The organism is Kurthia sibirica (assembly GCF_003143975.1).
GTDB classification, from domain to species: Bacteria; Bacillota; Bacilli; order Bacillales_A; family Planococcaceae; genus Kurthia; species Kurthia sibirica.
Genome location: NZ_QFVR01000001.1, coordinates 97,301 through 119,724, shown reverse-complemented (window position 1 = coordinate 119,724; position 22,424 = coordinate 97,301). Strand labels below are relative to the sequence as shown.

General features: G+C 37.1%; 21 protein-coding genes and 1 other annotated feature. Of the genes, 1 reads left to right on the top strand and 20 read right to left on the bottom strand.

Features of this window, described 5'->3' with window-relative positions:
* Nucleotides 1-80: 80 nt before the first annotated feature.
* From ileS to DEX24_RS00480, 20 genes are all read right to left on the bottom strand, one after another.
* Complete coding sequence (ileS, locus tag DEX24_RS00575) at nt 81-2,852, bottom strand: isoleucine--tRNA ligase (protein ID WP_109304449.1); 2,772 nt, start codon at nt 2,850-2,852, stop codon at nt 81-83.
* 96 nt (nt 2,853-2,948) lie between these two features.
* Nucleotides 2,949-3,172, bottom strand: a binding site (T-box leader).
* Between the two features lie 51 nt (nt 3,173-3,223).
* Nucleotides 3,224-3,733, bottom strand: coding sequence for a DivIVA domain-containing protein (locus DEX24_RS00570; protein WP_109304448.1), 510 nt, complete (start codon nt 3,731-3,733; stop codon nt 3,224-3,226).
* A gap of 93 nt (nt 3,734-3,826) precedes the next feature.
* Nucleotides 3,827-4,624 carry a YlmH family RNA-binding protein gene (locus DEX24_RS00565; protein ID WP_346214287.1) on the bottom strand — a complete coding sequence of 266 codons (798 nt, stop codon included), beginning with the start codon at nt 4,622-4,624 and terminating at the stop codon, nt 3,827-3,829.
* Between the two features lie 56 nt (nt 4,625-4,680).
* Nucleotides 4,681-4,947, bottom strand: coding sequence for a YggT family protein (locus DEX24_RS00560; protein ID WP_109304446.1), 267 nt, complete (start codon nt 4,945-4,947; stop codon nt 4,681-4,683).
* 18 nt (nt 4,948-4,965) lie between these two features.
* Nucleotides 4,966-5,568 (bottom strand): cell division protein SepF, encoded by a 603-nt coding sequence (locus tag DEX24_RS00555; protein ID WP_109304445.1) that lies wholly within the window; start codon nt 5,566-5,568, stop codon nt 4,966-4,968.
* Nucleotides 5,565-6,257: a YggS family pyridoxal phosphate-dependent enzyme gene (locus tag DEX24_RS00550; RefSeq protein ID WP_109304444.1), complete on the bottom strand. Its 693-nt coding sequence runs from the start codon at nt 6,255-6,257 to the stop codon at nt 5,565-5,567. Before DEX24_RS00550 ends, DEX24_RS00555 begins: the two co-directional genes overlap by 4 nt.
* Nucleotides 6,258-6,682: 425 nt before the next feature.
* Nucleotides 6,683-7,831, bottom strand: a complete 1,149-nt coding sequence (ftsZ, locus tag DEX24_RS00545; protein ID WP_109304443.1) for a cell division protein FtsZ — start codon at nt 7,829-7,831, stop codon at nt 6,683-6,685.
* Nucleotides 7,832-7,875: 44 nt separating this feature from the next.
* Nucleotides 7,876-9,165 (bottom strand): cell division protein FtsA, encoded by a 1,290-nt coding sequence (gene ftsA / locus DEX24_RS00540; RefSeq protein ID WP_109304442.1) that lies wholly within the window; start codon nt 9,163-9,165, stop codon nt 7,876-7,878.
* A 310-nt stretch (nt 9,166-9,475) separates the two neighbouring features.
* The gene (locus DEX24_RS00535; RefSeq protein WP_109304441.1) at nt 9,476-10,225 is read right to left on the bottom strand and encodes a cell division protein FtsQ/DivIB; all 750 of its coding nucleotides are present in this window, start codon (nt 10,223-10,225) and stop codon (nt 9,476-9,478) included.
* 20 nt (nt 10,226-10,245) lie between these two features.
* The gene (gene murD / locus DEX24_RS00530) at nt 10,246-11,601 is read right to left on the bottom strand and encodes a UDP-N-acetylmuramoyl-L-alanine--D-glutamate ligase (protein WP_109304440.1); all 1,356 of its coding nucleotides are present in this window, start codon (nt 11,599-11,601) and stop codon (nt 10,246-10,248) included.
* A 1-nt stretch (nt 11,602) separates the two neighbouring features.
* Nucleotides 11,603-12,574 carry a phospho-N-acetylmuramoyl-pentapeptide-transferase gene (gene mraY / locus DEX24_RS00525; protein ID WP_109304439.1) on the bottom strand — a complete coding sequence of 324 codons (972 nt, stop codon included), beginning with the start codon at nt 12,572-12,574 and terminating at the stop codon, nt 11,603-11,605.
* A gap of 171 nt (nt 12,575-12,745) precedes the next feature.
* Nucleotides 12,746-14,881 carry a penicillin-binding protein gene (locus DEX24_RS00520; protein ID WP_246131338.1) on the bottom strand — a complete coding sequence of 712 codons (2,136 nt, stop codon included), beginning with the start codon at nt 14,879-14,881 and terminating at the stop codon, nt 12,746-12,748.
* A gap of 41 nt (nt 14,882-14,922) precedes the next feature.
* Nucleotides 14,923-15,297, bottom strand: coding sequence for a cell division protein FtsL (ftsL2, locus tag DEX24_RS00515; protein WP_109304437.1), 375 nt, complete (start codon nt 15,295-15,297; stop codon nt 14,923-14,925).
* A gap of 14 nt (nt 15,298-15,311) precedes the next feature.
* The gene (gene rsmH, locus DEX24_RS00510; protein ID WP_109304436.1) at nt 15,312-16,250 is read right to left on the bottom strand and encodes a 16S rRNA (cytosine(1402)-N(4))-methyltransferase RsmH; all 939 of its coding nucleotides are present in this window, start codon (nt 16,248-16,250) and stop codon (nt 15,312-15,314) included.
* A 21-nt stretch (nt 16,251-16,271) separates the two neighbouring features.
* On the bottom strand, nt 16,272-16,709 hold the full coding sequence (mraZ, locus tag DEX24_RS00505) for a division/cell wall cluster transcriptional repressor MraZ (RefSeq protein ID WP_109304435.1): 438 nt from the start codon (nt 16,707-16,709) through the stop codon (nt 16,272-16,274).
* A 327-nt stretch (nt 16,710-17,036) separates the two neighbouring features.
* Complete coding sequence (gene bshC, locus DEX24_RS00500; protein ID WP_109304434.1) at nt 17,037-18,650, bottom strand: bacillithiol biosynthesis cysteine-adding enzyme BshC; 1,614 nt, start codon at nt 18,648-18,650, stop codon at nt 17,037-17,039.
* A 79-nt stretch (nt 18,651-18,729) separates the two neighbouring features.
* Nucleotides 18,730-19,116 (bottom strand): DUF3397 family protein, encoded by a 387-nt coding sequence (locus tag DEX24_RS00495; RefSeq protein WP_109304433.1) that lies wholly within the window; start codon nt 19,114-19,116, stop codon nt 18,730-18,732.
* A 74-nt stretch (nt 19,117-19,190) separates the two neighbouring features.
* Nucleotides 19,191-19,955, bottom strand: coding sequence for an enoyl-CoA hydratase/isomerase family protein (locus DEX24_RS00490; RefSeq protein WP_109304432.1), 765 nt, complete (start codon nt 19,953-19,955; stop codon nt 19,191-19,193).
* A gap of 296 nt (nt 19,956-20,251) precedes the next feature.
* Nucleotides 20,252-20,425: a 50S ribosomal protein L32 gene (gene rpmF / locus DEX24_RS00485; protein ID WP_109304431.1), complete on the bottom strand. Its 174-nt coding sequence runs from the start codon at nt 20,423-20,425 to the stop codon at nt 20,252-20,254.
* Between the two features lie 26 nt (nt 20,426-20,451).
* A complete protein-coding gene (locus DEX24_RS00480; protein ID WP_109304430.1) occupies nt 20,452-20,979 on the bottom strand; it encodes a YceD family protein in 528 nt (175 codons plus the stop codon).
* Nucleotides 20,980-21,106: 127 nt separating this feature from the next.
* On the opposite strand from DEX24_RS00480, the gene DEX24_RS00475 reads away from it, so the two are divergent.
* Nucleotides 21,107-22,303, top strand: a complete 1,197-nt coding sequence (locus tag DEX24_RS00475) for a nucleotidyltransferase (protein WP_109304429.1) — start codon at nt 21,107-21,109, stop codon at nt 22,301-22,303.
* The last annotated feature ends 121 nt before the right edge of the window (nt 22,304-22,424 follow it).

The window sequence follows — 22,424 nt, the reverse complement described above, 5'->3', positions numbered from 1 at the left end:
GCCAACATGAATCATCCCATCCTCGAGCATTGACAAAAAAAAAAACAGCCCCTTGAAAAAAGGGACTGTTTCATCATTATTTATTCAGCGTCTGCATAGTATTCTTCTACTACTTCAGCACAATGCGCACATAATGTCGTATGCGTAGCATGTGTACCAATCGTATCAGAAATTGTCCAGCAGCGTTCACATTTCTCACCTTCAGCTTTGACAACTACTACTGCTACATCATCTTGAATGACTGCATCAGCAGGTGCCTCGGCAGTTAAGCCGCCTACTTCAAATTTAGAAACAATATTCAATTGCGCAAAGTTAATCGCCGCATCTTGGAATAAGTCATTCGTCGCTGCATCAGCATAAACTGTCACATGTGCTTCTAATGATTTACCAATTATTTTTGCACCACGAGCTTGTTCAAGTGCTTTTAAGATGGTTGTACGAATTGTCATAATACGAGACCATTTTTCTGCTAATGCTGCGAATCCTTCGAATGTAACAGCTTCAGGCATATCTGTTAGTTGGATTGATTTTTCAGTCGCATCAGAAAGATAGCCGTACATTTCATCCGTAGTATGCGGAATGATTGGAGTAGCAATTTTTAAAATAGCATGTAATGTATCGTACATAACCGATTGCATTGCACGACGAGCATGATTATCATTACCTTCGATATACACAACATCTTTTGCAATATCTAAGTAAAATGAGCTTAATTCAGATGAGATGAAATTATTCATCGCTTTATAGACTGTCGCAAATTCATAGTGATCATATGCTTTACGTGAAGTATCAATAAAGTTTTGTAATTCCATAAACATGTACTGATCCACTTCACGAAGATTAGCATAGTCAATATAATCTGTTTCACGATTGAAATCATGTAGGTTACCATGTAAAAATTTAAGCGTATTACGAATTTTACGATATACTTCTGACACTTGTTTTAACATATCCATCGAAATACGTACATCAGCAGTATAATCTACTGAAGCAACCCATAGACGTAAAATATCTGCACCATACTGATTCATTACTTTACTTGGTGCGATAATATTACCAATTGATTTAGACATTTTACGACCATCGCCATCCAATACAAAACCGTGCGATAACAAACTCTTATATGGTGCATGTCCACTAATTGCAACAGACGTAATAAGAGATGAGTTAAACCAACCACGATATTGATCTGAGCCTTCAAGATAAAGGTCTGCAGGATATTGTAATTCCGGACGTTCTGCTAACACGCCTTGGTGCGTAGAACCGGAATCAAACCATACATCCATAATATCATTTTCTTTCGTGAATTCGCCATTTGGAGAACCAGCATGAGTAAAGCCTTCAGGCAATAATTCTTTTGCTGTTTTTTGGAACCAAATATTTGAACCATTATCGCGGAATAAATCTTGTACATGGCTAATTGTCTCTGGTGTAATGATAGACTCTCCATTTTCAGCATAAAACACTGGAATTGGAACTCCCCACGTACGTTGACGAGAAATACACCAATCTCCACGATCACGAATCATGTTGAATAGACGTGTTTCACCCCATACTGGCGTGAATTTTGTATTGCGGATCGCTTGTAATAACTCATCACGGAAGCTTTCGATTGAAGCAAACCATTGTGGTGTTGCGCGATAAATAACTGGTTTTTTCGTGCGCCAGTCATGTGGATAGGAATGTTCAAAGAAAGTAAGATCAAGCAATGCCCCTACTTCTTTTAATTTTTCAGAAATTGGTTTATTCGCTTTATCATAAAACATACCAGCAAATTCACCAGCATCTTCAGTCATCATCCCTCTATTATCTACTACGGATAATGTTTCAAGACCGTAACGCTTACCGACTTGATAATCGTCCTCACCATGACCTGGTGCTGTATGAACGCATCCTGTACCTGCATCAAGTGTTACATGATCTCCTAACATCACTAAAGATGTACGATCAAATAGTGGGTGTTTAGCTGTAATATTTTCTAAATCAGCACCATCAATTTCACGATCAATCACTGGATTTTCCCAGCTTAATTTTTCTGCAACGGTATCAAGTAAACCTTTTGCGATAACGAATTTTTCGTCATTTGCTTTTACTACAATATATTTATATGCAGGGTTTACAGAAATACCTAAGTTGGCAGGGATTGTCCAAGGTGTTGTTGTCCAGATGATGAATTTTTCATCAGATGTTAAGATATTTTTCCCATCTTGTACTGTAAATGCTACATAAATAGACGGTGATGTCACATCTTGATATTCAATTTCGGCTTCAGCTAATGCTGATTCACTTGAAGGTGACCAATAAACTGGTTTTAGACCTTTATAAATAAAGCCTTTTTCAGCCATTTTTCCAAATACACCAATTTGATGAGCTTCGAATTCTGGTTTTAATGTAATGTATGGATTTTCCCAATCACCACGAACACCAATACGACGGAATTGTTCACGTTGGTTTTCTACTTGTTCATACGCATATGTCATACATAAATCGCGGAATTCAGCAGTTGTCATTTTTTTGCGATCATGTCCTTTTTTCGTAAGCGCATGCTCAATTGGAAGACCATGTGTATCCCAACCAGGTACGTATGGAGCGAAGTATCCAGTCATTGAACGATGGCGGTTAATCATATCTTTTAATACTTTATTTAAAGCATGACCCATATGTAAATCGCCATTTGCATAGGGAGGGCCATCATGCAAGATGTATGGTGTAGCGTCTTTCGTACGCTCTAACACAAGTTTATTAATATCCATTTCATTCCATTTTTCTTGCATTTTTGGTTCAGCATTCGGTAAATTTCCGCGCATAGGGAAATCGGTTTTTGGCATCAATAATGTATTTTTATAATCCATTTTGATTATTCCTCCTCAAATTTATTTGAGCTAATCGCTCGAACATCAACTTTTATTATATTTTATTTCTCAGGAAATAAAAAAACCTCCCCATCCCAAAGGGACGAGGAGGAGATTTCTCGCGGTACCACCCTAGTTGCATACAAAAAACGTATGCCTCTTAGAACACGTTTAACGGTGTGTTGCCGAAATTATCTACTTGATGTTTCGATAATCTAGTTCAAGAGTGATCTTCCTTCATGAAAAGTCAATCGAGCTTACACTATCCTCGACTCGCTATATTATTTCTCATAAATTACTGTCTCTATCAATACTTTTATACATATGATGACATTATAAAAAACCACTGCGCTTTCGTCAAGTAGCTAATACTATTCTTGCGGCAGATTTAAATGTTCAAGTTCTGTCGTATCTGCTTCATATTCCATTAAATGATCCCAATCATCCGATTCAATTAAATCTAATTGTGCTTCTACAATCATTTTGAAACGATTACGGAATACTTTTGATTGCTTTTTAAGTTCCTCAATCTCCATGGCAATTCGACGCGCTTTGGATAATGCTTCGTTGACAATACGATCTGCATTCTTCTCTGCCTCTTTAACGATTAATTTCGCTTCTTTTTGCGAATTACGACGAACTTCTTCGGCAGCTTCCTGTGCCACAACAATCGATTTTTGTAGCGTTTCTTCCATAGAATTATAATGACCTAGACGAATATTCGTAGAGGCAAGTCGATCTTCTACCTCTTTTTTATCTGTCAATACGAGCTTATAATCTTCCATAAGCTGTTCAAGAAATTCATTTACTTCGTCTTCATTATAACCTCTGAAGCCTCTATTAAATTCCTTATTATGTATATCGATTGGTGATATTGGCATAGTTCTTCTCCCCTTCGCAACTTACTTAATATAGGTTTATTATACCTTTTTTTTAGTAATAGTTCATCTTCAAATAATGTTTTTTTGCAAAAATCAAGATTTCCGCTCTAATTTTGATAAAATTACTCGAATTTTATCTTTTTTAGTTCTACCAGCAATCACATTTATTGCAAGCCGCCCCTGTCCTCTTATCGATAATAGATCACCTTCATCTACTTCAAATGATACACTTTCTTGCAAGCGGTAATTAACTTTCACTTTCCCACCTTGAATAAGCATTGCAGCTTTTTGCCTTGAAATCGAATAGGCTGCTGCGATTACTGTATCAATTCTCAAAGATGAAATTGTTTCAGATTGTTCAATCCAGACATCATCATTAACAATCAATTCAGCTGTAGGTGAAATAACGGATAGATGGACCTTCACTTTATTAATAGCCGTTAAATTCATTTCAATGAAGTTAGAAACTTCCTTTTGAGCAACAAATTGGATTTTTCTCTCATTGAGTCTAATATCCCCGAATTTACTTCGGTCTAAACCTAAAGCAACTAAAGAACCTAATACATCTGGATGATGTAGTTGTACAAATTTTGAGGGGTATTTCATTTCATAGCAAATAATATTGAAATCATCGAACTGCGGTACTAAATAGTCCGGATAGATTAATACGCGCTGTCTTTCAGCGTCTGGCATTAATCCCTCTGCTTGCATTTTCACATCGTTATTTTGTCCGATTATTGATTGCATAATCATGACTTGACGCGGATCAAGAAAACCTGTGAGTTTTGCGGTATACATCGCGGTAACATCATCTATCCAATCCGTTACTTGCGTTATAAATTCTTGTTCCTCCGGTCTAAAATGCTGCAATATATTGTCCAATTTTTTCATCATCCTTTTTATAAAAATAACCCCACATAAGTATGTGGGGCCATAATCTTTTCAGTTTAAAATACGAGATATGACAGGATATTCAATGCCCCACGTGCAATAAATTGTAACGCTAAGATTGCTACAATTGGCGAGATATCAATCATGCCAATTGGTGGAATAATTCTTCTGAAAATATTTAAGTATGGTTCAACAATTTTTCCAAGGTAAAATCCAAACTTAGACTGTTGAATCGCTGGTACCCACGACATTAACACATAGACTAAAATTGCATAGGAATAAATTGTAAACGCTTGGCCTAGTATATTTAATAATAAAATCATTTTTTTATCTCCTCAAACTCATTCATCAAAGTAGTTCTCAGATATATTTCCGTCTACTTCAACATTATCTGGTGTACATAAAAAGATATCTTCACCGATTTTTTTGATATCTCCATTTAAAGCAAATATAGCTCCACTTAAAAAATCGATAATTCGCTTTCCTTGCGCTTTATCTATGCGCTGCAAATTAATGACAGCGGCTTTTTTATTTTTCAAACAATCCCCAATATCTTGTGCCTCTGAGTATACACGCGGTTCAAAAAGAATAACCTTTGATGTTTTTTGTGTAAAACTCACAAGATTGGAACCATTAATAAAATCATTATCGATAATCGCTGGCATCTGTTTTTTAGCTTTACGTTGAACACTAGTAGTCGAAGCCAGCGGTGTTGCCATTGGTTGATTTTTTTGTTGTTCACGTTTTTTCATATCACGTTTTTGTTGATTTGCTTGCTGTCTCGCTAGTTGTTGCTGTTGCTGTGCGTTTTGAATCTGCGTTTGTTGTTGCTGACGGGTAATTTGAGCTTGCTCAGCTTGCTGATCACGTGCATGATTATATTCGCGATCATTGTCATCCTCATCTAAGTAGAAAAAGTTTTTCAAGACATTTTTCACATTCATTTCGCAACACTTCCTTCATTCCCAACTAAAGCCGTTCCTATTCGAACAAAAGTTGCACCTTCTTCAACGGCGATTTCATAATCATTTGACATACCCATTGAAACTTCCATACAAGGTGCATGCTTGAAGTTACGTTCGGAGACTTCTTGTTGTAGTTTTTTTAAGCTTTTAAACGTGCTACGAATAATGGCAGCATCCGCAGTATTTGGTGCCATTGTCATTAGACCTACAACTTCTATTTTTTCAAACTGTGCAAGATCCTCGATGAATGCCATCGTAGACGCTACAGTTAAACCATGCTTTGCTTCTTCTTCAGCCACATTTACTTGCACAAAACATTTGACCTTCGCTATAGCCCTTTTTTCAATCTCCTGTGCCAGATTCATGCGGTCTAGGGAGTGTAAATAATCAATGGCATTGATTACTTGTTTTACTTTTCGCGTTTGTAAAGAACCAATATAATGCCAAACTGCGTCATTGCCGATCGCTTCAGCCTTTTCAAGTAAGCCCTCAGGACGATTTTCTCCTAGATTGACTAAATTGGTCGCAATTGCCTCCTGCGCCCTTGTAACGGAAACTTGCTTTGTAACGGCAATAATTTGAACCGCTTCCGATTGACGTCCTACTTTTTGAGCTGCTATATCAATATTTTGTTGTATTTTCTTTAGATTATTTACTATCGCTGTCATATAATCCCCATCTTTTCAAGTTACTTATTGTTTCATTGTATCAAGCAAGCTTGTAATTTTCAACGAATACAAGAGATTCGTTGCATTAACTATTTTTATTACTTCATTTACTAAATTTCTATACCCTTGAATAATACCCTTTTTATGTATTTAGAAAACGATTTTCTGTTCATAATTACTTAATAAAAGGAAACCCCACTTTCAATAATCGTATATAAAATCTTGTATTCTTACAAGACTCATACTAGATCGCATAGGGGGCAATCGATCATTCCGTTCAACCTAAATTATTACCCACTTTATTTGACAAAAATCCATAAAAAAATGGATTTAATTGATGATCTCAATTAAATCCATTTTATATTCTTATAAGAAACCACTTCTAAGCATAAACAAACATTTAGTTTTTAAAGGTTACTGTCCGCTTAGCGACGGTTTTTACGATTGCGTAAAAATGATGGAACATCTAATGAATCATCCGACGTTTGCGTCGTCGTTTGAATTGTTTGTTGCTGTTCAACTGGTGCTTGTTGCGTTTGTTGAGTAGCTTGTTGAGGTGCTTGTTGTTGGCGTGGAACACCAAAACCTGGGCGTGGTTGACGCGAATCATTTGTAATCATTTCTTCATTAAAATCAGTGGCAATAACTGTCACGACGATTTCATCTTTTAATTCATCATTGATTACGGATCCGAAAATAATATTTACATCTTCATCTGATGCTGATGCAACGATTGCTGCTGCTTCTTGCACCTCATAAAGACTTAGGCTTGTTCCGCCAGTTATATTCATCAGAACACCTTTAGCACCTGTAATTGATGTTTCTAATAATGGACTTGAAATTGCTTTTTTAGCGGCTTCCACTGCGCGTGTTTCACCTGAAGCAATACCAATTCCCATCAATGCAGAACCTTTGTTAGACATAATTGTTTTTACATCGGCAAAATCTAAGTTGATTAGACCAGGTACCGCGATTAGATCCGAAATACCTTGCACACCTTGACGTAAGACATTGTCTGCTTCACGGAATGCTTCAAGCATTGGTGTACTCTTATCAACAATTTCCAATAAACGGTCGTTTGGAATGACGATGAGTGTATCAACAGATTCTTTCATTGATTCCGTACCAGCAAGTGCTTGAGATTGGCGCTTACGCCCTTCAAATGTAAATGGACGTGTGACAACACCAACTGTCAAGGCTCCTAAATCACGTGCAATTTGAGCGATTACAGGCGCGGCACCTGTACCCGTACCGCCACCCATACCTGCAGTAACGAATACCATATCCGCCCCGGCCAATGCTTCTTCAATTTGTTCTTTACTTTCTTCAGCAGCTTTTTTACCTACTTCTGGGTTTGCACCTGCGCCAAGACCACGTGTAGATTTACCACCAATTTGTAATTTAATTTCTGCGCTCGATAATTTTAATGCTTGTGCATCTGTGTTTACCGCGATGAATTCTACACCTTGAACACCGTGTTCAATCATTCTATTTACAGCATTGTTACCACCGCCGCCAACGCCGATTACTTTAATTACCGCTAGAACGTCGTCATTTGTTTCAAATTCTAACATGTCATTTCCTCCTCTTTTGTTCTTCTGTGTAGAACACCGCTACTCTATTGTATAAAGCGATTCATGAACCCTTTGAATTTACCAATGACGCTCTCTTTTGGTTCCTCATTCGCCGTAGTTGCTTTTGACTCTTTTTCAGTTCTTTTGCTTTGTTGTGGTTGTGGAGAAGTTAATGTCGGTTCTTCACTAAAGTCATCGAAAAATTCCGATTCTTTATGTGCGTAATGAATTAAACTTACTGCTGTCGTATACTCTGGTTCGCGGACACCAATTTGATTTGGCACATAGATTCTAACGCGTGTTTGAAGCATTTCATGCGCTAATTCTTGTAAGCCATCCAATTTTGCTACGCCACCCGTCAATACGACGCCACCTGGTAAATCTTGTACCCCCATATTATAAAGCTCATCGATTACTAAATCGAAAATTTCCTCTAATCGTGAACCTATAATTTCAGATATATACCTTTGGCTAAACTGCTCTTTTGAATCTGAACCAATGACTGGAACTGTAAACAGCTCATCCTCTGAAGCATGATCATAAAAAGCATGACCATAATCTAATTTTATTTGCTCTGCCTGTTCAAGAGGTGTTTTCAAGACAATGGATAAATCCTTTGTAATATTGTCACCACCAAGTGGAATCATTGCAGTATGTTGGAAATGTTCATTTTTATAAATGGAAATAGTTGTTGATTCGCCACCGATATCAATAAATGCTGTACCTCTTGTTTTTTCATCATCTGTCAAAACAAAATAGCCAGAAGCAAGTGATTGTAAATAAATTTCTTGAATTTCTAATCCTGCTTTTTCTACGCAACGTAGAACATTATGTAAAACTGTCTTAGATGTCGTAATCAATGTCCCATCCATTTCAAGTCGGATACCGATCATACCACGAGGGTCTTTAATCTCAGATAAATTATCAACAAAAAATTGGCGGCGTACGATATTTACTCGCTCTCTATCTGGAGAAATTGACATCACTTCTGCTGATTCAATTACTCTATATAAATCATCATCTGTTATTTCTCTATTCTCAGAATTAATAGCTACAACACCTTTAACATCCTGTAGCATTACTTGGTTTGCCGGAATACCTAAAATAACTTTGTGAACAGACATCCCTACCATAGCTTCTGCCCTGCTCACTGCTTTTTTTATCGAAGCAACGGCTGCATCAATGTCAACGATATTCCCTTTTTTAATACCGGCAGATTTTACTTTACCTGAACCGATGACATTGAATGTATCTGCATCACTTACTTCACCAATAATGCATTTTACCGAATTTGAACCAATATCTAATGACACATATAATTCTGCCTGACTCAATTAATGACACCTCCTTTTATATTCTCTATATCAATTTTTTGAAATGTAACTTTCATCGGATTTTTCATCATATCAATTTTACATAGTGTAATCAATATATCGTATGAGTATATTGTATCACTGTTAAAACATACAGTATATCTAGATTTCAGCCTCATTTCACACAAACAATTGAAATCGATACTTTAATCATCATTCTATACCCGAATTAACAATTTCTTACACTTATTAGCATAATATTTTTTCGGGTAATAGTATTATTTCATAAAAAGGTATAAAAATAAATGAATGACTATGTATCTGTTCTTTTTTATTTGTACTCTAGCTTATACGAATTATAATAACCACCAATTTCTAAATTAATAACGCCTTTTTTTTCTTTGTTTAGTTGGGAAATAATTGAAGGATAGTATTGTAATCGTGATGCTAGATTCGAATAGTTTGCTCTCACTTCAAAACCATCATTCATATACAATCGAATAGATTGATTATTCGCGGCAGATGGCGTCGATTCAATTTGCGAAATTAACTGCACTAGTTCTGGATCCAATTTTTGAAGTTGAAGGATTAACTGTTTACGCACTTTTCCATCTGACATATTCAATAGGATGGGCAAGTTGAATTGTGTTGGTGGTTCATTTAACAATAATGTTTCACCATTTTCCAGTACATAATTATAGCGATTTTCATCTTTTATAAGTGCAACTTGACGATTTTCCACAAGTTTTATATCGACCGAATTTAACCAACTTCTATGAACTGTGGCTTTTTTTACTGTAGCTTCATTTTCCAAACTTGTAATGACTCTTTTGTTATCAAAACTCCATAATGAATCACCTTCTGTGATTCCACTATGTTTTATATAAAATTCCTTCGTTTGAATTTTATCGCCCTCAACGTGAATTGTTTTGATATGGCTGATTGGTAATTGAAAATAAAGAAGGGTTAGTAAGGCAAGTGCTAAAATAAATAGCAGGAAGAAAAAACGTATATTTTTTCTTTTTTTTCTGCGTTGTTTGAGTGCAGGAATACGTTCTTCTATATCAATTATTTTATGCATGACCTTTCACCCCTCATTTTTTATTGTTGTAGTTTTTCTACTGCTGCAATGAATAAATCGCCGCGAATTTCAAAACTCGGATATTGATCCCAACTCGCACATGACGGCGACAATAATATGGTATCACCAGATTTTGAAAGTCTAAATGCTTCTGGTACTGCTTCATTTACTGTATCAACAGTAGCGATAATTGAAACGCCACAATCCTTCGCAAATTCTGCAAAGCGTACTTTTGTCTCACCTGATACGACAACTGCGCGAACATTGGACATATAAGGACGCAATTCTTCAAATGAATGACCGCGATCCAAACCACCAGCGATTAATACAATCGGTGTATTAAACGCTGAAAGTGCACTTTTGGTTGCTAAAGTATTTGTCGCTTTCGAGTCATTATAAAATTTACGCTGTTGGAATTCACCTACATACTGCGTTCTATGCTTTACACCAGTAAATGTTTGTAATGTGTGCGCTAACGCCTGTTGATCACATTGCAATAAAATAGCACTAGCGATGACACATAGAACGTTTTCTAGGTTGTGTTTACCTGGTAATGCAATAATATCACGTGGCATATATGGTTCACCCATCCAATAAATCATGTCGTCATCTGCACTTATACCATCTTTTAAAATAGTTGATGAGGAGAATGGGATAAGTTGCGCTTTAGAACGCGCTGCAAAATTCGAGACAATTTCTTGATCTGCGTTATAAATTAAATAATCATTTGCATCTTGATTGCGCGTTATATTGAATTTCGCTTCTCCGTATTCAGCCATTGTGCCATGATAATCAATATGTGCCTCAAAAAGATTTGTCCAAATAGCAATATGTGGTTTGAACGTCTCTGTGCCCATTAATTGGAATGATGACAATTCCATTACGACTACCTCATCAGCTGTTGCTTTTGCTGTTACTCCACAGGCAACCGTACCAATATTACCAGCAATTAGCGGGTTTTTTTTACTTGCTTGTAGTACATCAAATAACAATGAAGTTGTCGTTGTTTTACCATTTGAACCTGTAATACCCACTAAAGGTGCTTCGCTTATTTGATAAGCTAGCTCCACCTCTGTCCAAATTGGAAGCTTTCTAGCAAGTGCATCTGCAACAATTGGGTTCGTATAGGGTATACCAGGATTTTTCACGACTAACTCAAAGCCGTCATCCAGTAAATCTTCTGGATGATGTCCACAAATAACCGTAATTCCTTGTTGAAGCAATGACTGTGCCTCTTTATTATCCTCAAAAGGTTTTGCATCATTGACCGTCACAAATGCGCCTAACTTGTGAAGTAGCTCAGCAGCTGCAACGCCACTTTTTGCTAATCCAAGTACTAAAACTTTTTTATCCTTCATTGATTCGATTGTTTTCATGCTATAGGACCTCCGGTAATACTGCTGCTAATGCGCAAATTAGACCAACTAACCAAAATGTAATAACAACACGCCACTCTGACCAACCTGATAATTCGAAATGGTGATGGACAGGAGACATTTTAAAGATACGTTTCCCTGTTAATTTGAAGCTCGCAACTTGCAACATAACTGATGCTGTTTCTGCGACAAACACAAAACCGATTAATAGCAATAGTAATTCTTGATGTGTAACGATTGATAACATACCAAGCGCACCACCTAAAGCAAGTGAACCGGTATCGCCCATAAATACTTTTGCTGGGTTTTTATTGAAGATTAAGAACCCTAGTAGTGCACCTGTTACCGCAAAAGCGAAAATAGCTACATCGCCTTGCTCTTGCACATACGCGATGACACCAAATGCGGCAAATGCAATAGCCCCTGTACCAGATACAAGTCCATCTAAACCATCTGTTAAATTGACGGCATTTGAAAATCCTACTAACCAAAAAATCATAAATAATACATAGAATACACCGAATTCTAATGTAATATCTGTAAATGGGATGGCTAAATCGCCTTTAAATCCTGTGCCAATCAATAAGAAATAAGCCATAACAGATATAACAATTTGAGCTAGTAGTTTTTGTATAGAGTTCAACCCGAGATTTCTCTTGAAAATAACTTTTAATCCGTCGTCCAAAAATCCTACAATTCCAAAGCCTAATAATACGATTAATAAGACGACTGAGTATACCTCTAATTGAAAGTTTAAAAAGCTAATTGCACATGTCGTGATGACGATGGCGATTAAAAATATCACGCCGCCCATCGTTGGTGTTCCCTGTTTTTTCAAATGAGATTTTGGCCCTTCCTCACGGATACTTTGCCCAAACTTCATTCTTCTCAATAATGGAATAGCTAGTGGCGCAATAATCGCTGATAATGCAAAAGCAACGACAAGCGTCAGTAGCACTAATTTTGTTGTCATACTGATTCTCCTTTAATTACGTTTAAGTACATGTACTATCATAGTATTTCCACCTCAAAATTTAAAGGTCTAACGACTTAAAAAATCAAAAAAAATAAAGTGATTTTCAAAATGAAAGAAGGTGATGATTTAAAATGCCTCATCACCTTAGTTGTTAAACTTACCATGAAGCTATTTTTTAGATGTATATTGTTCTCTAGGTGTCTTCATTTCTACGTTGATGACGTCCGAGGTAGAAACTGTTGTGCCAGCGGCTATTTTTTGTTTGACGGCGTAACCATTGCCCGTCAATTTAATAGTGAGTCCACTTAATTCGCTATACGCGAGAATATCACGGATCGACCAACCTTTAAAATCTGGTAATGTTATTTTCCCAGACGTTTTAATGAATATTTTCCCCGTTTTCATTAGGCTTTGTCCAGCCGCTGGATACTGCTCGGTCACCTGGCTATTATCACCTATAATAATCGGTTCAAATTTCATTTTTGTTAATTTAGTGGCTGCATCGCTTACCTTGTCATCAGTGAAATCTGGTAATGTTACCGTATCAACATTCGTTTTTGATTCTGGTTTGACATTTAAATATTTTAAACTACTTTGCATCACAGCATTAAAAATTTTAGCTGACGGTTCAGAACCAGATTCTGTTGCTTTTAACTTTGGTTTTTTTATCGCGACATACATCGTAAGTTGCGGGTCTTTTGCTGGTGCCATCCCGAGGAATGAATAAAGGAATTTCCCTTTGCCCCAATAATAACCACCTGCGCTATTAGGTATTTGTGCAGTACCCGTTTTACCGGCAACTTCATATTCCTTGTTAGCAAAATTACGAGCCGTTCCTTTTTCTGATGTGACAGTTGTCGCCAATAAGCGACGTGTCTCTTTTGCTGTCTCAGCAGAGATAGGTGTCCCTTTTACTGTTGGCGTATTATTTAATACAATTTTCCCAGTATTAGGATCGACAATTTTTTTGATAATATATGGCTGCATCATATCTCCGTCATTCGCAACAGCAGACAATGCTTGAATAAGCTGAATAGGCGTTACTGTAGAACCTTGGCCATATGTAGTCGTGACTTTATTAATTTGATATTGATCCAATAATTTACCTGCTGTTTCATTTGGAAGGTCAATACCTGTTTTTTCACCGAAGCCAAATTTATGAAGTGATTTCATAAAATTATCGCCACCGATGCTATTTAACAAGTTGGCCATACCAACATTTGAGGAACGCTGAATACCTTCTAAATAAGAAATACGTCCCCAACCGACTTGGTTGGCATCACGTATCGTTCTACCACCTACTCTATACTGTCCAGACATGAAGGTAGCATTTTCATTCCACACACCTTCTTCAATAGCCGTTGCTACAGTAAAAGTTTTCATCGTAGAACCCGGTTCAATTGTCGTTTCTGTCAACTGATTTAACCAGCTCGTATTAATGCCTTCCCCTGTTTGAGGGTTGTATGTTGGACGTTGCGTTGAAGCAAGTATTTCACCAGTCTTCGGATTGGCAACAACCGCGACAATCGACTCTGGCGTATACTCTTTGTCAACTTTAGTCACTTCGTTCTCAAGGATGTTTTGAATTGTTTTATCAGTCGTCAAATAAATATTGTCACCATTCTTAGGTGCTTTAATCATCTGCTTAGAATTCGGTAAAACATAGCCCCAATTATCCTTGCTAAAATTAACTGAACCATTCGTTCCAGATAATTCTTTATTAAATGTTTTTTCTAATCCAACCTGTCCAATATTTACGAAAGAACCATCATCATTTTTTTGTTTTTGTGCAAAACCAATAATATTTGAAGCAAACATACCATTCGGATAAAAACGCTTCGTTTCTTCTAATAGTTGGACACCTTGTATTTTTGCATCGCGAATTTTGATCATTTTACCATGAGATAAATCACGCCCTGCTTGACCAAACTCCACTTGATATGGCGTGCGTCCATCCTGTAGTTTATGCGTTAATAATTCATAAATTTTCGCTTCAGACAAATCGATATACTTGGCTATTTCCTTCGCCGTTGCTTTTTTATCCTCAACATGTATTTTTTCTTTTGAATTGTTAGAGGCTTCTGGGTTGATAATTGCAATCAGTCGATAACTCAATGTATCCGTTGCAATGACAGCGCCATTACGATCAAGAATATTTCCTCGATCTGCTTTTTCTACTATACTTTTTTGATAAAGTGCAGCTGCTTTTTGTGGGAGATTTTCCCCCTCTGCTACACCTGTAGCTTGAATGTAAAATATCCTAAAAAACATCAACAAAAAGAGGAGCCCAAAAATGCCAAGCATAGAAAAGGCTCCCCATGAATTTCGAACTTTCTTACTAGTCATTATTTCGACACTGCCTTAATGTTATCGGCATTCGGAGTTAGCCCTAGCTCTTTCGCTTTTTTAACAAAGCGCTCATACGTAGACTTTTCAGCCACAACGTTTGACAGTTCTTCATTTTCTTTTTGTACTTTAGACACCTCTAGGTCCAAAGTATGTATTGTTGCATTTGTTGTGTTAATAGTGGATTGAACATTCAAGTTCATGATTGCTACGATCGCAAATATACCTACCATAGCCATTGAAAGTACCTTCTCCCCTTTTGTCCACGAGCGAGAAGACTGCTTACGAGCAGGCGTCTGGGTAGTGCTTGGTTGTTGTGGTTGAATTGGTTGATTATAATTCGTTTCTTGTGGTTTTTGGTTAGGAATTGCCATCATATCACTCCTGTCTAGTCCTTAATTTTTTCAATCACTCTTAGTTTTGCAGAACGAGAACGATTATTCGCTTCCAATTCTTCTTTAGAAGGTAAAATTGGTTTTCTGCTCACTAATTTATATTTTGGTTGTAATTCATCAGGAATAACGGGCAATCCAGGAGGTAAGTCTGGTAAAGATGATACTTCCTTGAAGATTGTTTTCGCTAAACGGTCTTCTAATGAATGGAATGTAATAACGCTCACGCGCCCATGTACTTTAATAATATCTAATGCCTGTTGTAATGACTGTTCTGCAACACCCAATTCGTCATTAACGGCAATTCTGATTGCTTGGAAAATCCGTTTAGCTGGATGACCACCAGTACGTCTAGCAGCTGCTGGGATACCTTCTTTTATTAATTCAACTAATTGACCCGTTGTTTCAATTGGGGCTTTTTCACGCGCCTCTTCAATTTTACGAGCAATTTGTTTTGAGAACTTCTCTTCTCCATAACGATAGAAAATGCGGATTAAATCTGAGTAACCCCAGTCATTAACTACTTCAAATGCAGTTAACGGCGCCGACGTGTCCATGCGCATATCTAATGGTGCATCTTGATGATAACTAAATCCTCGTTCTGCATTATCTAATTGTGGTGAAGACACACCTAAATCATAAAGAACACCATCTACTTCGTGAATCCCCAATGACTTTAATTCACTTTGTAAATTACTAAAGTTCGCGTGTACAAATACTACTCGATCTTCATACGGTGCTAATTTAATCTTTGCATTTTCAATAGCTGTCATATCTTGGTCAAAACAAATTAAGCGTCCCTTTTCAGATAGCTGACTTACGAGATACTCACTATGTCCTGCTCCACCAAGCGTACAATCTACATAAATGCCATCAGGACGTACGTTCAATTCATCGACTGTTTCTTTCAGTAATACTGTTGTGTGATTGAACAAAATAGAGTCCCTCCAAATTTCTTAAAAATCAAAATCCATATTCATCATATTTTCTGCAATATCATTAAAAGATTCTTGCGATTCTCCAAAATATTGCTGCCAATCTGTGTGATTCCAAATCTCAATGCGATTTGAAACGCCTAGAATGACACATTCCTTATCAATCTTCGCGTAAGTTAAAAGGTTGTTTGGGATATTGATACGTCCCTGCTTGTCCACTTCTATTTCGGTAGCACCTGAAAAGAAGAAACGCGTAAACGCCCGATTATCACGCTTAGTAAGTGGTAGTTTCTTCAGCTTTTCTTCCAGCCGCCGCCACTCAGCGATAGGATAGCCAAATAGACAGCCATCCAGACCCCTCGTCACGACAAAGCCTTCTTCGATATGTTCACGAAATTTCGACGGTATGATGAGCCGACCTTTCGTATCAATATTATGTTGATACTCTCCCATGAACATATGAATCACCCCACTATATGAAGTTAATGTACCACATTCCCCCACTTTCCTCCACTATTAGCAGAAAAACTTATCCCTTATTTGTAAAATTGATACATTCGGCACTATTGACTCCCGATTCCATTGTTAATTATATGATATTTTTATATAAAATCTAGTATTTTTTATTGTTTTCCTGTATTTACTACTTATATATCGTTTCTTTCTCAAATAATCTTAATAGGCATTAAGAACTTACGAAAATATTTTTTCTCTATTTTTCCATGCTTTTTTACCTACTAAAAAAGCACGGAGTACAGTCTTATAGACCATATTCCATGCTTTATGTTATAGATAAACGATGCTATGTTTGTCACTTACCTCAAAAGATAATGCCATAATATTTTCAATAAAGTGCTGTCCATACTGATTCAAGTACGGATATGGTGAGTAAACACGTTCTTGGAAACCACCTGCCGGTAATAGTTCACTTTCCACCTGCATAAATTGCTTAAATGCTACATCATGCTTTAATCGAATATCTTTTTCAATTTGCTTCATTAAGAAATCAAATTGCTGTTGATGAAAATCTAAATTTTTATCGACAATGCGTTCTAAATGAATCTCTTTGGCGGCTAGATGCTCTTGAATTTCTTTATATTGAGTTGTAACAAGTTGCTTCGCTCGCTCGATTGCTTGCTTCGCCTCGTCATCGTATATTTTTTTATCATATGCTGCTTTTTTCTTAGCCACTTCACCACTAATTGCTTGTGCTGCCGTTATACCCATGGCTTGAAGATTATGCTCCGTCTCTCGCGTCACATAACTAATATTCATACGTGGTACAAATACAGGTACTTGCATGTCCAATAATTCAAAGCCATCTTTTAACGTCGACCAATAGGCCAATTCGCCGGGGCCTCCGATAAAGGCTAGTACAGGGAATACCATATCTTGCATCATCGGGCGGGTGACAACGTTATTGCTAAAACAGGCCTCTTCATGTGCTAACTTCTTCATCTCTTCTTTCGTGAAATGAAGATTTGCTGCATTATTTACGAAGGAACCATTCACTCGCGACAATAAAAATCGTTCGCCCTCTTTGACATAAAATAAATTCGCTGCATCTTCAGTCGCACCAATCGGCGCACCATAACCCAGTTCATCGAGTTTCGTTTCACGCGCTGTAACCAATGCTGCAATTTCTTCTGAATGCTCAATTAAGCGTTCAAAATAAGGCGCTTCATATTGACGCAATGCAGGGTCTGCTGCATCTATGTACAATAGACCATACTCTTTAAATAAATCATTCATCAATTTCACAAAGAAATCCGTATAACTCACGCTATTATTTGCCACTTCAAGCGTTTCTTCTACTAATTTTTTTGTATATGCTGTCTCACCAAATTGACTGAAAATATGTTCAATCCACTCAGCAAGTTTCTGGTGATTCAATAATGTAGCCGAAGCCATTTTTTTCACTTTGCTAGAATCCGTTAATACATGCTTTACTAGGCGACCATTAATCGTTGAAAATGTATGATTAATTTCGTCGATATCATGATCTTCACCAGCAACCCAAAAGACAGGTACAATTGGAACACCTAGTTTTTCTCTTTGCTGTTGCGCTACTAACAAAACTGAAATCGCCTTATTTACTGAGTATAAGGGGCCTGTTAACAAGCCAGCCTGCTGCCCACCTACTACGACAACAGCATCCTGCTCTAATTCGTTTAAATGTTGTTCAATTTTATTTGAAGAAGCCAAATCACTCATGAAATGACGAATGATTGCTGTTAATTCTTTACGACGAATCGGATGTCCCGCCAAGTCTTTTAGACGTTGTTCAAAAGATGTCTGATCGTTTTTATAATGAAAAAATGAGCTAAGCGTCGCTTGTTGGTCACGATAATCTTGCAAGAGCTTATTCGAATTTTCCACATGTACTTGTTCCAATTTCATTGTATACTTACCCCTCTACAAACATGAATATATGAAGTATAGCATTATCCTTTGATTTGTTAAAAAAAATTGCTCATGATTATTGAAATAGATGAATGATTTTCACAACGCCATAGCTTAAAACAATAACAATATAACTAATCGTTAATACAATAAAAAATATGCGCCATATTTTTTTTATGAATTTTATTACATCGAGTTCAGTATGCGTTCGCCATTCGATTAGCAATAAAATAATCGCTAAGATAATCGCCACGATAATCGGCAACATCATGATATTGATATTAAAAAATAATTCAATAATCACTGTAATGGACCAAAGTAAAATGAATGTTGTGACATCAGAAGCAAACTGAAATGCATTTTGTTGCCCACGTTTCGATTTTTTCAAGCCTATGAAAAGTAGCCCCCACACAATCCAGGGGCAAATGAGGATAGCTTGCACAATCCAGGAAATAACAGCCATCTTTACACATCCGTTTCTACCATACTATTCTTACATTAGTATAATAACACGATTAGTATATTACAAATATTAGGTTATTTTTTATTCTTTGATAAAAATCTTCCTACCGCTTCGGCATGCGCTTCGCTTTCCCATAATTTTGAGCATTGAGCAATTTCCTCCATAACACGTTGCTTAAGATTTTTTTCGGCCCATTTACGAATTTCAATCTCTTTATAAGCCTGATGAACACCAGGATTGATTTGGCGCATAAATTCAATAAACTGCTCCAACGCAATCAATTTATCACCGTCGAACACACTAGATGCCCATCCGACATCTTCCAACTGACCGCTGTCATATGTTTGCGCATCTACTAACATCTTCATAGCATGATCATGGCGCAAACCTCTTTCGAATAAATAGGTTGCGCCGCCCCATCCAGTCGTAATCGCTAAAGTACCTTGGATGAAACCACATCTTGCCTCGCGCGATACAATCCTAAAATCGCAGGCCGTCGCAATTTCACAACCTCCGCCTACTGCCGCTCCATTAATCAAAGCAATTGTCGGTACTGGTAACGTCGCCCAATCATATAAAATCTCCCCCATTTTACTGAGCATACCAAAAGCTTGCTCTTCCGTGACAAGACGGTGAAATTCAGCCAAATCACCACCAGAACAAAACGCTTGATCTCCCTCCCCTGTAATAACCAAAAATCGTACGCTCTTATTTGTATGAACATAATGAATCACTTTCTTGAAAGCTTCCATCAAATCATTATTAATCGCATTGCGTCTCGCAGGTCTGTTTAAAGTGAATAGAAGTACACCATCTTTTTCATCCAATGTATAGGACATGTCATAACCCCTTTATGAATATGTAGTAAATCTTCTTTTACAGTAAACTTTTTCACGCACCGTTGCAATTATTTCCATATTCTTTTATGTATGAACTAGTGAAAATCAACCTATGACGATTGTCTGTATGTACGTGTGACAAAGAACAAGTACAGCAAAAATAAAAAGGTGAGTGAATTTGAAAGAATCAATTCACTCACCTACATCATTTTTTGCTATGGCATAAAACAGACATATAAAAAGACCGCCAAGAGAGCCATGGTCTCTCTAGCGGTCTAGATGTGCAAATACTAGAATTATTTGCTTACTACTTCTTTACCTTTGTATTGTCCACATGCTTTGCATACGTGGTGAGTTAGCTTTAATTCGCCACAGTTAGGGCAAGCTACCATACCTGGTACAGCAAGTTTAATGTGTGTGCGACGTTGACGTTTCGCAGTTTTAGAAGTTCTTCTAAATGGTACAGCCATTGATGGCACCTCCTTACAGATATTTATTAATCTGTTTGATCAAAATACTTAGCTAGATCAGCCAGTCTTGGATCTACTTTTTGTTCGTCTTTTTCAGACTGTTGCTCTAGTTCATCTTCCGTTAAAAATGACCATGAGTCATTTTTCGGTTGAATTACTTTAGCATCTTCCTTATAAACTTGCATTGGAATCTCTAATAAAATTAGCTCTTCCAAAACGGGAGTCACGTCAATAACATCTCCTGAGACAGGGTGAATATTATCGTTTTCGTCTTTTCCGGCCATTTCGCCCCATCTGAAAATTTCATCTGTTTCGAAATCAATCGGGAAAGTTACGTCTTCCCAAGTACGAGCACAAGGAAGTGTTAGTTCACCAGTCACACGAAAATGACAGTTCATTTGCTCCGCACCAAAAGTGCAGAAGCCTTCTACATGAACAGGTGTAATATGACGAATCTCGCTATTACGCGATTTTACGCCATCCAGTTGAGCGTATTGATCAACTGGCATCCCGTTTTGGCGATATTTAGATAATTGTGGGATTGCCCATTTCATACTTTTTATCACCTCAAGACAACAAAATTGATTATATAATGTGAAATAATAGATGTCAAGATATTTTCTTGTCACTACTATTAACTCTGAGTATAATCATAAGTACTAGTATAAATGAGGTGAGGGCATGAATGCAACTGGAGTTATTGTGGAATATAATCCCTTTCACAACGGACACCTATATCATATCAATTTAACAAAGCAAAAAACAGGGGCAGATGTCGTTATTGCTGTCATGAGTGGACATTTTCTTCAACGGGGTGAACCCGCATTGGTCGACAAGTGGCAGCGAGCTACTATGGCCTTACAAGCTGGTGTCGATCTCGTCATCGAACTGCCTTATTGTTTCGCAACTGGTCATGCGAAAGATTTTGCTTTTGGTGGCGTCAGTCTTTTAGAGTCACTCGGTTGTCAGACAATGTCATTCGGCAGTGAGGCAGGATCAATAGAGGGCTTTAAAAGCTCCTATTCACTCCTCAACGCACATAATGATGAAGTTCAGTTAAATATACACGAACAGATAAAAAGCGGTATTAGCTACCCTCAGGCGTTAAATAACAGCTATAAGGTTTTGAGTGCTAAATACAATTTAGACTTAATTGATCTCTCTCAACCAAATAATATCTTAGGCTATCATTATGTTGAACAAATTATGACACATCATTTCGCCATGCAACCGCTAACGATTCAGCGAATTACAGCTGGCTATCATGATGATGTATCAAAAAATGAATCGATTGCTAGTGCTACTGGCATCCGCAAAGAATTGCTACAACAAAAACAGTTATCTGCTATTGAACAATTTATACCGCCGACCAGTCTGGAAAGTTTAATAACAAATGACAGCTATAGTAGTTGGGAAACTTTTTATCCGCAACTGCGCTTTACTATTTTACGCAGTTCACCAGCTGAATTACGCCAATATGTTGATTTGACAGAAGGCATCGAATTTTTGATTTATAAAGCTGCCCAACAATGTAATACCTTCCCATTGTTCATGCAAAAAATAAAATCAAAACGCTATACTTGGACACGTATACAACGTATGTTATGTCATATTTTTGTTGGTTATACAAAAGAACAGCGTGAAAATTTTACATCACCCCGCTATATTCGCATTTTAGGTATGACTTCAATTGGTCAACAATATATATCTATTCATAAAAAGGATTTTAAGCTACCTATCGTCAGTCGTGTTGCTAGCTTCAAGGATTCGATGCTCGAAGTTGACATACGCGCCACAGACCTTTATATGCTTGCTAGCGGGCATCATATAATCGGCAAAGATTATAAAACACCACCTATTCGTCTTCTAAATAAATAAAAAGAGCCTGAGACAAACGTATTTTCAACAGAGAAAATCCCGTATGATTTTTCGAAATCATACGGGATTTTTCGAAATCATACGGGATTTTTCGAAATCATACGGGATTTTTCATTTCAAT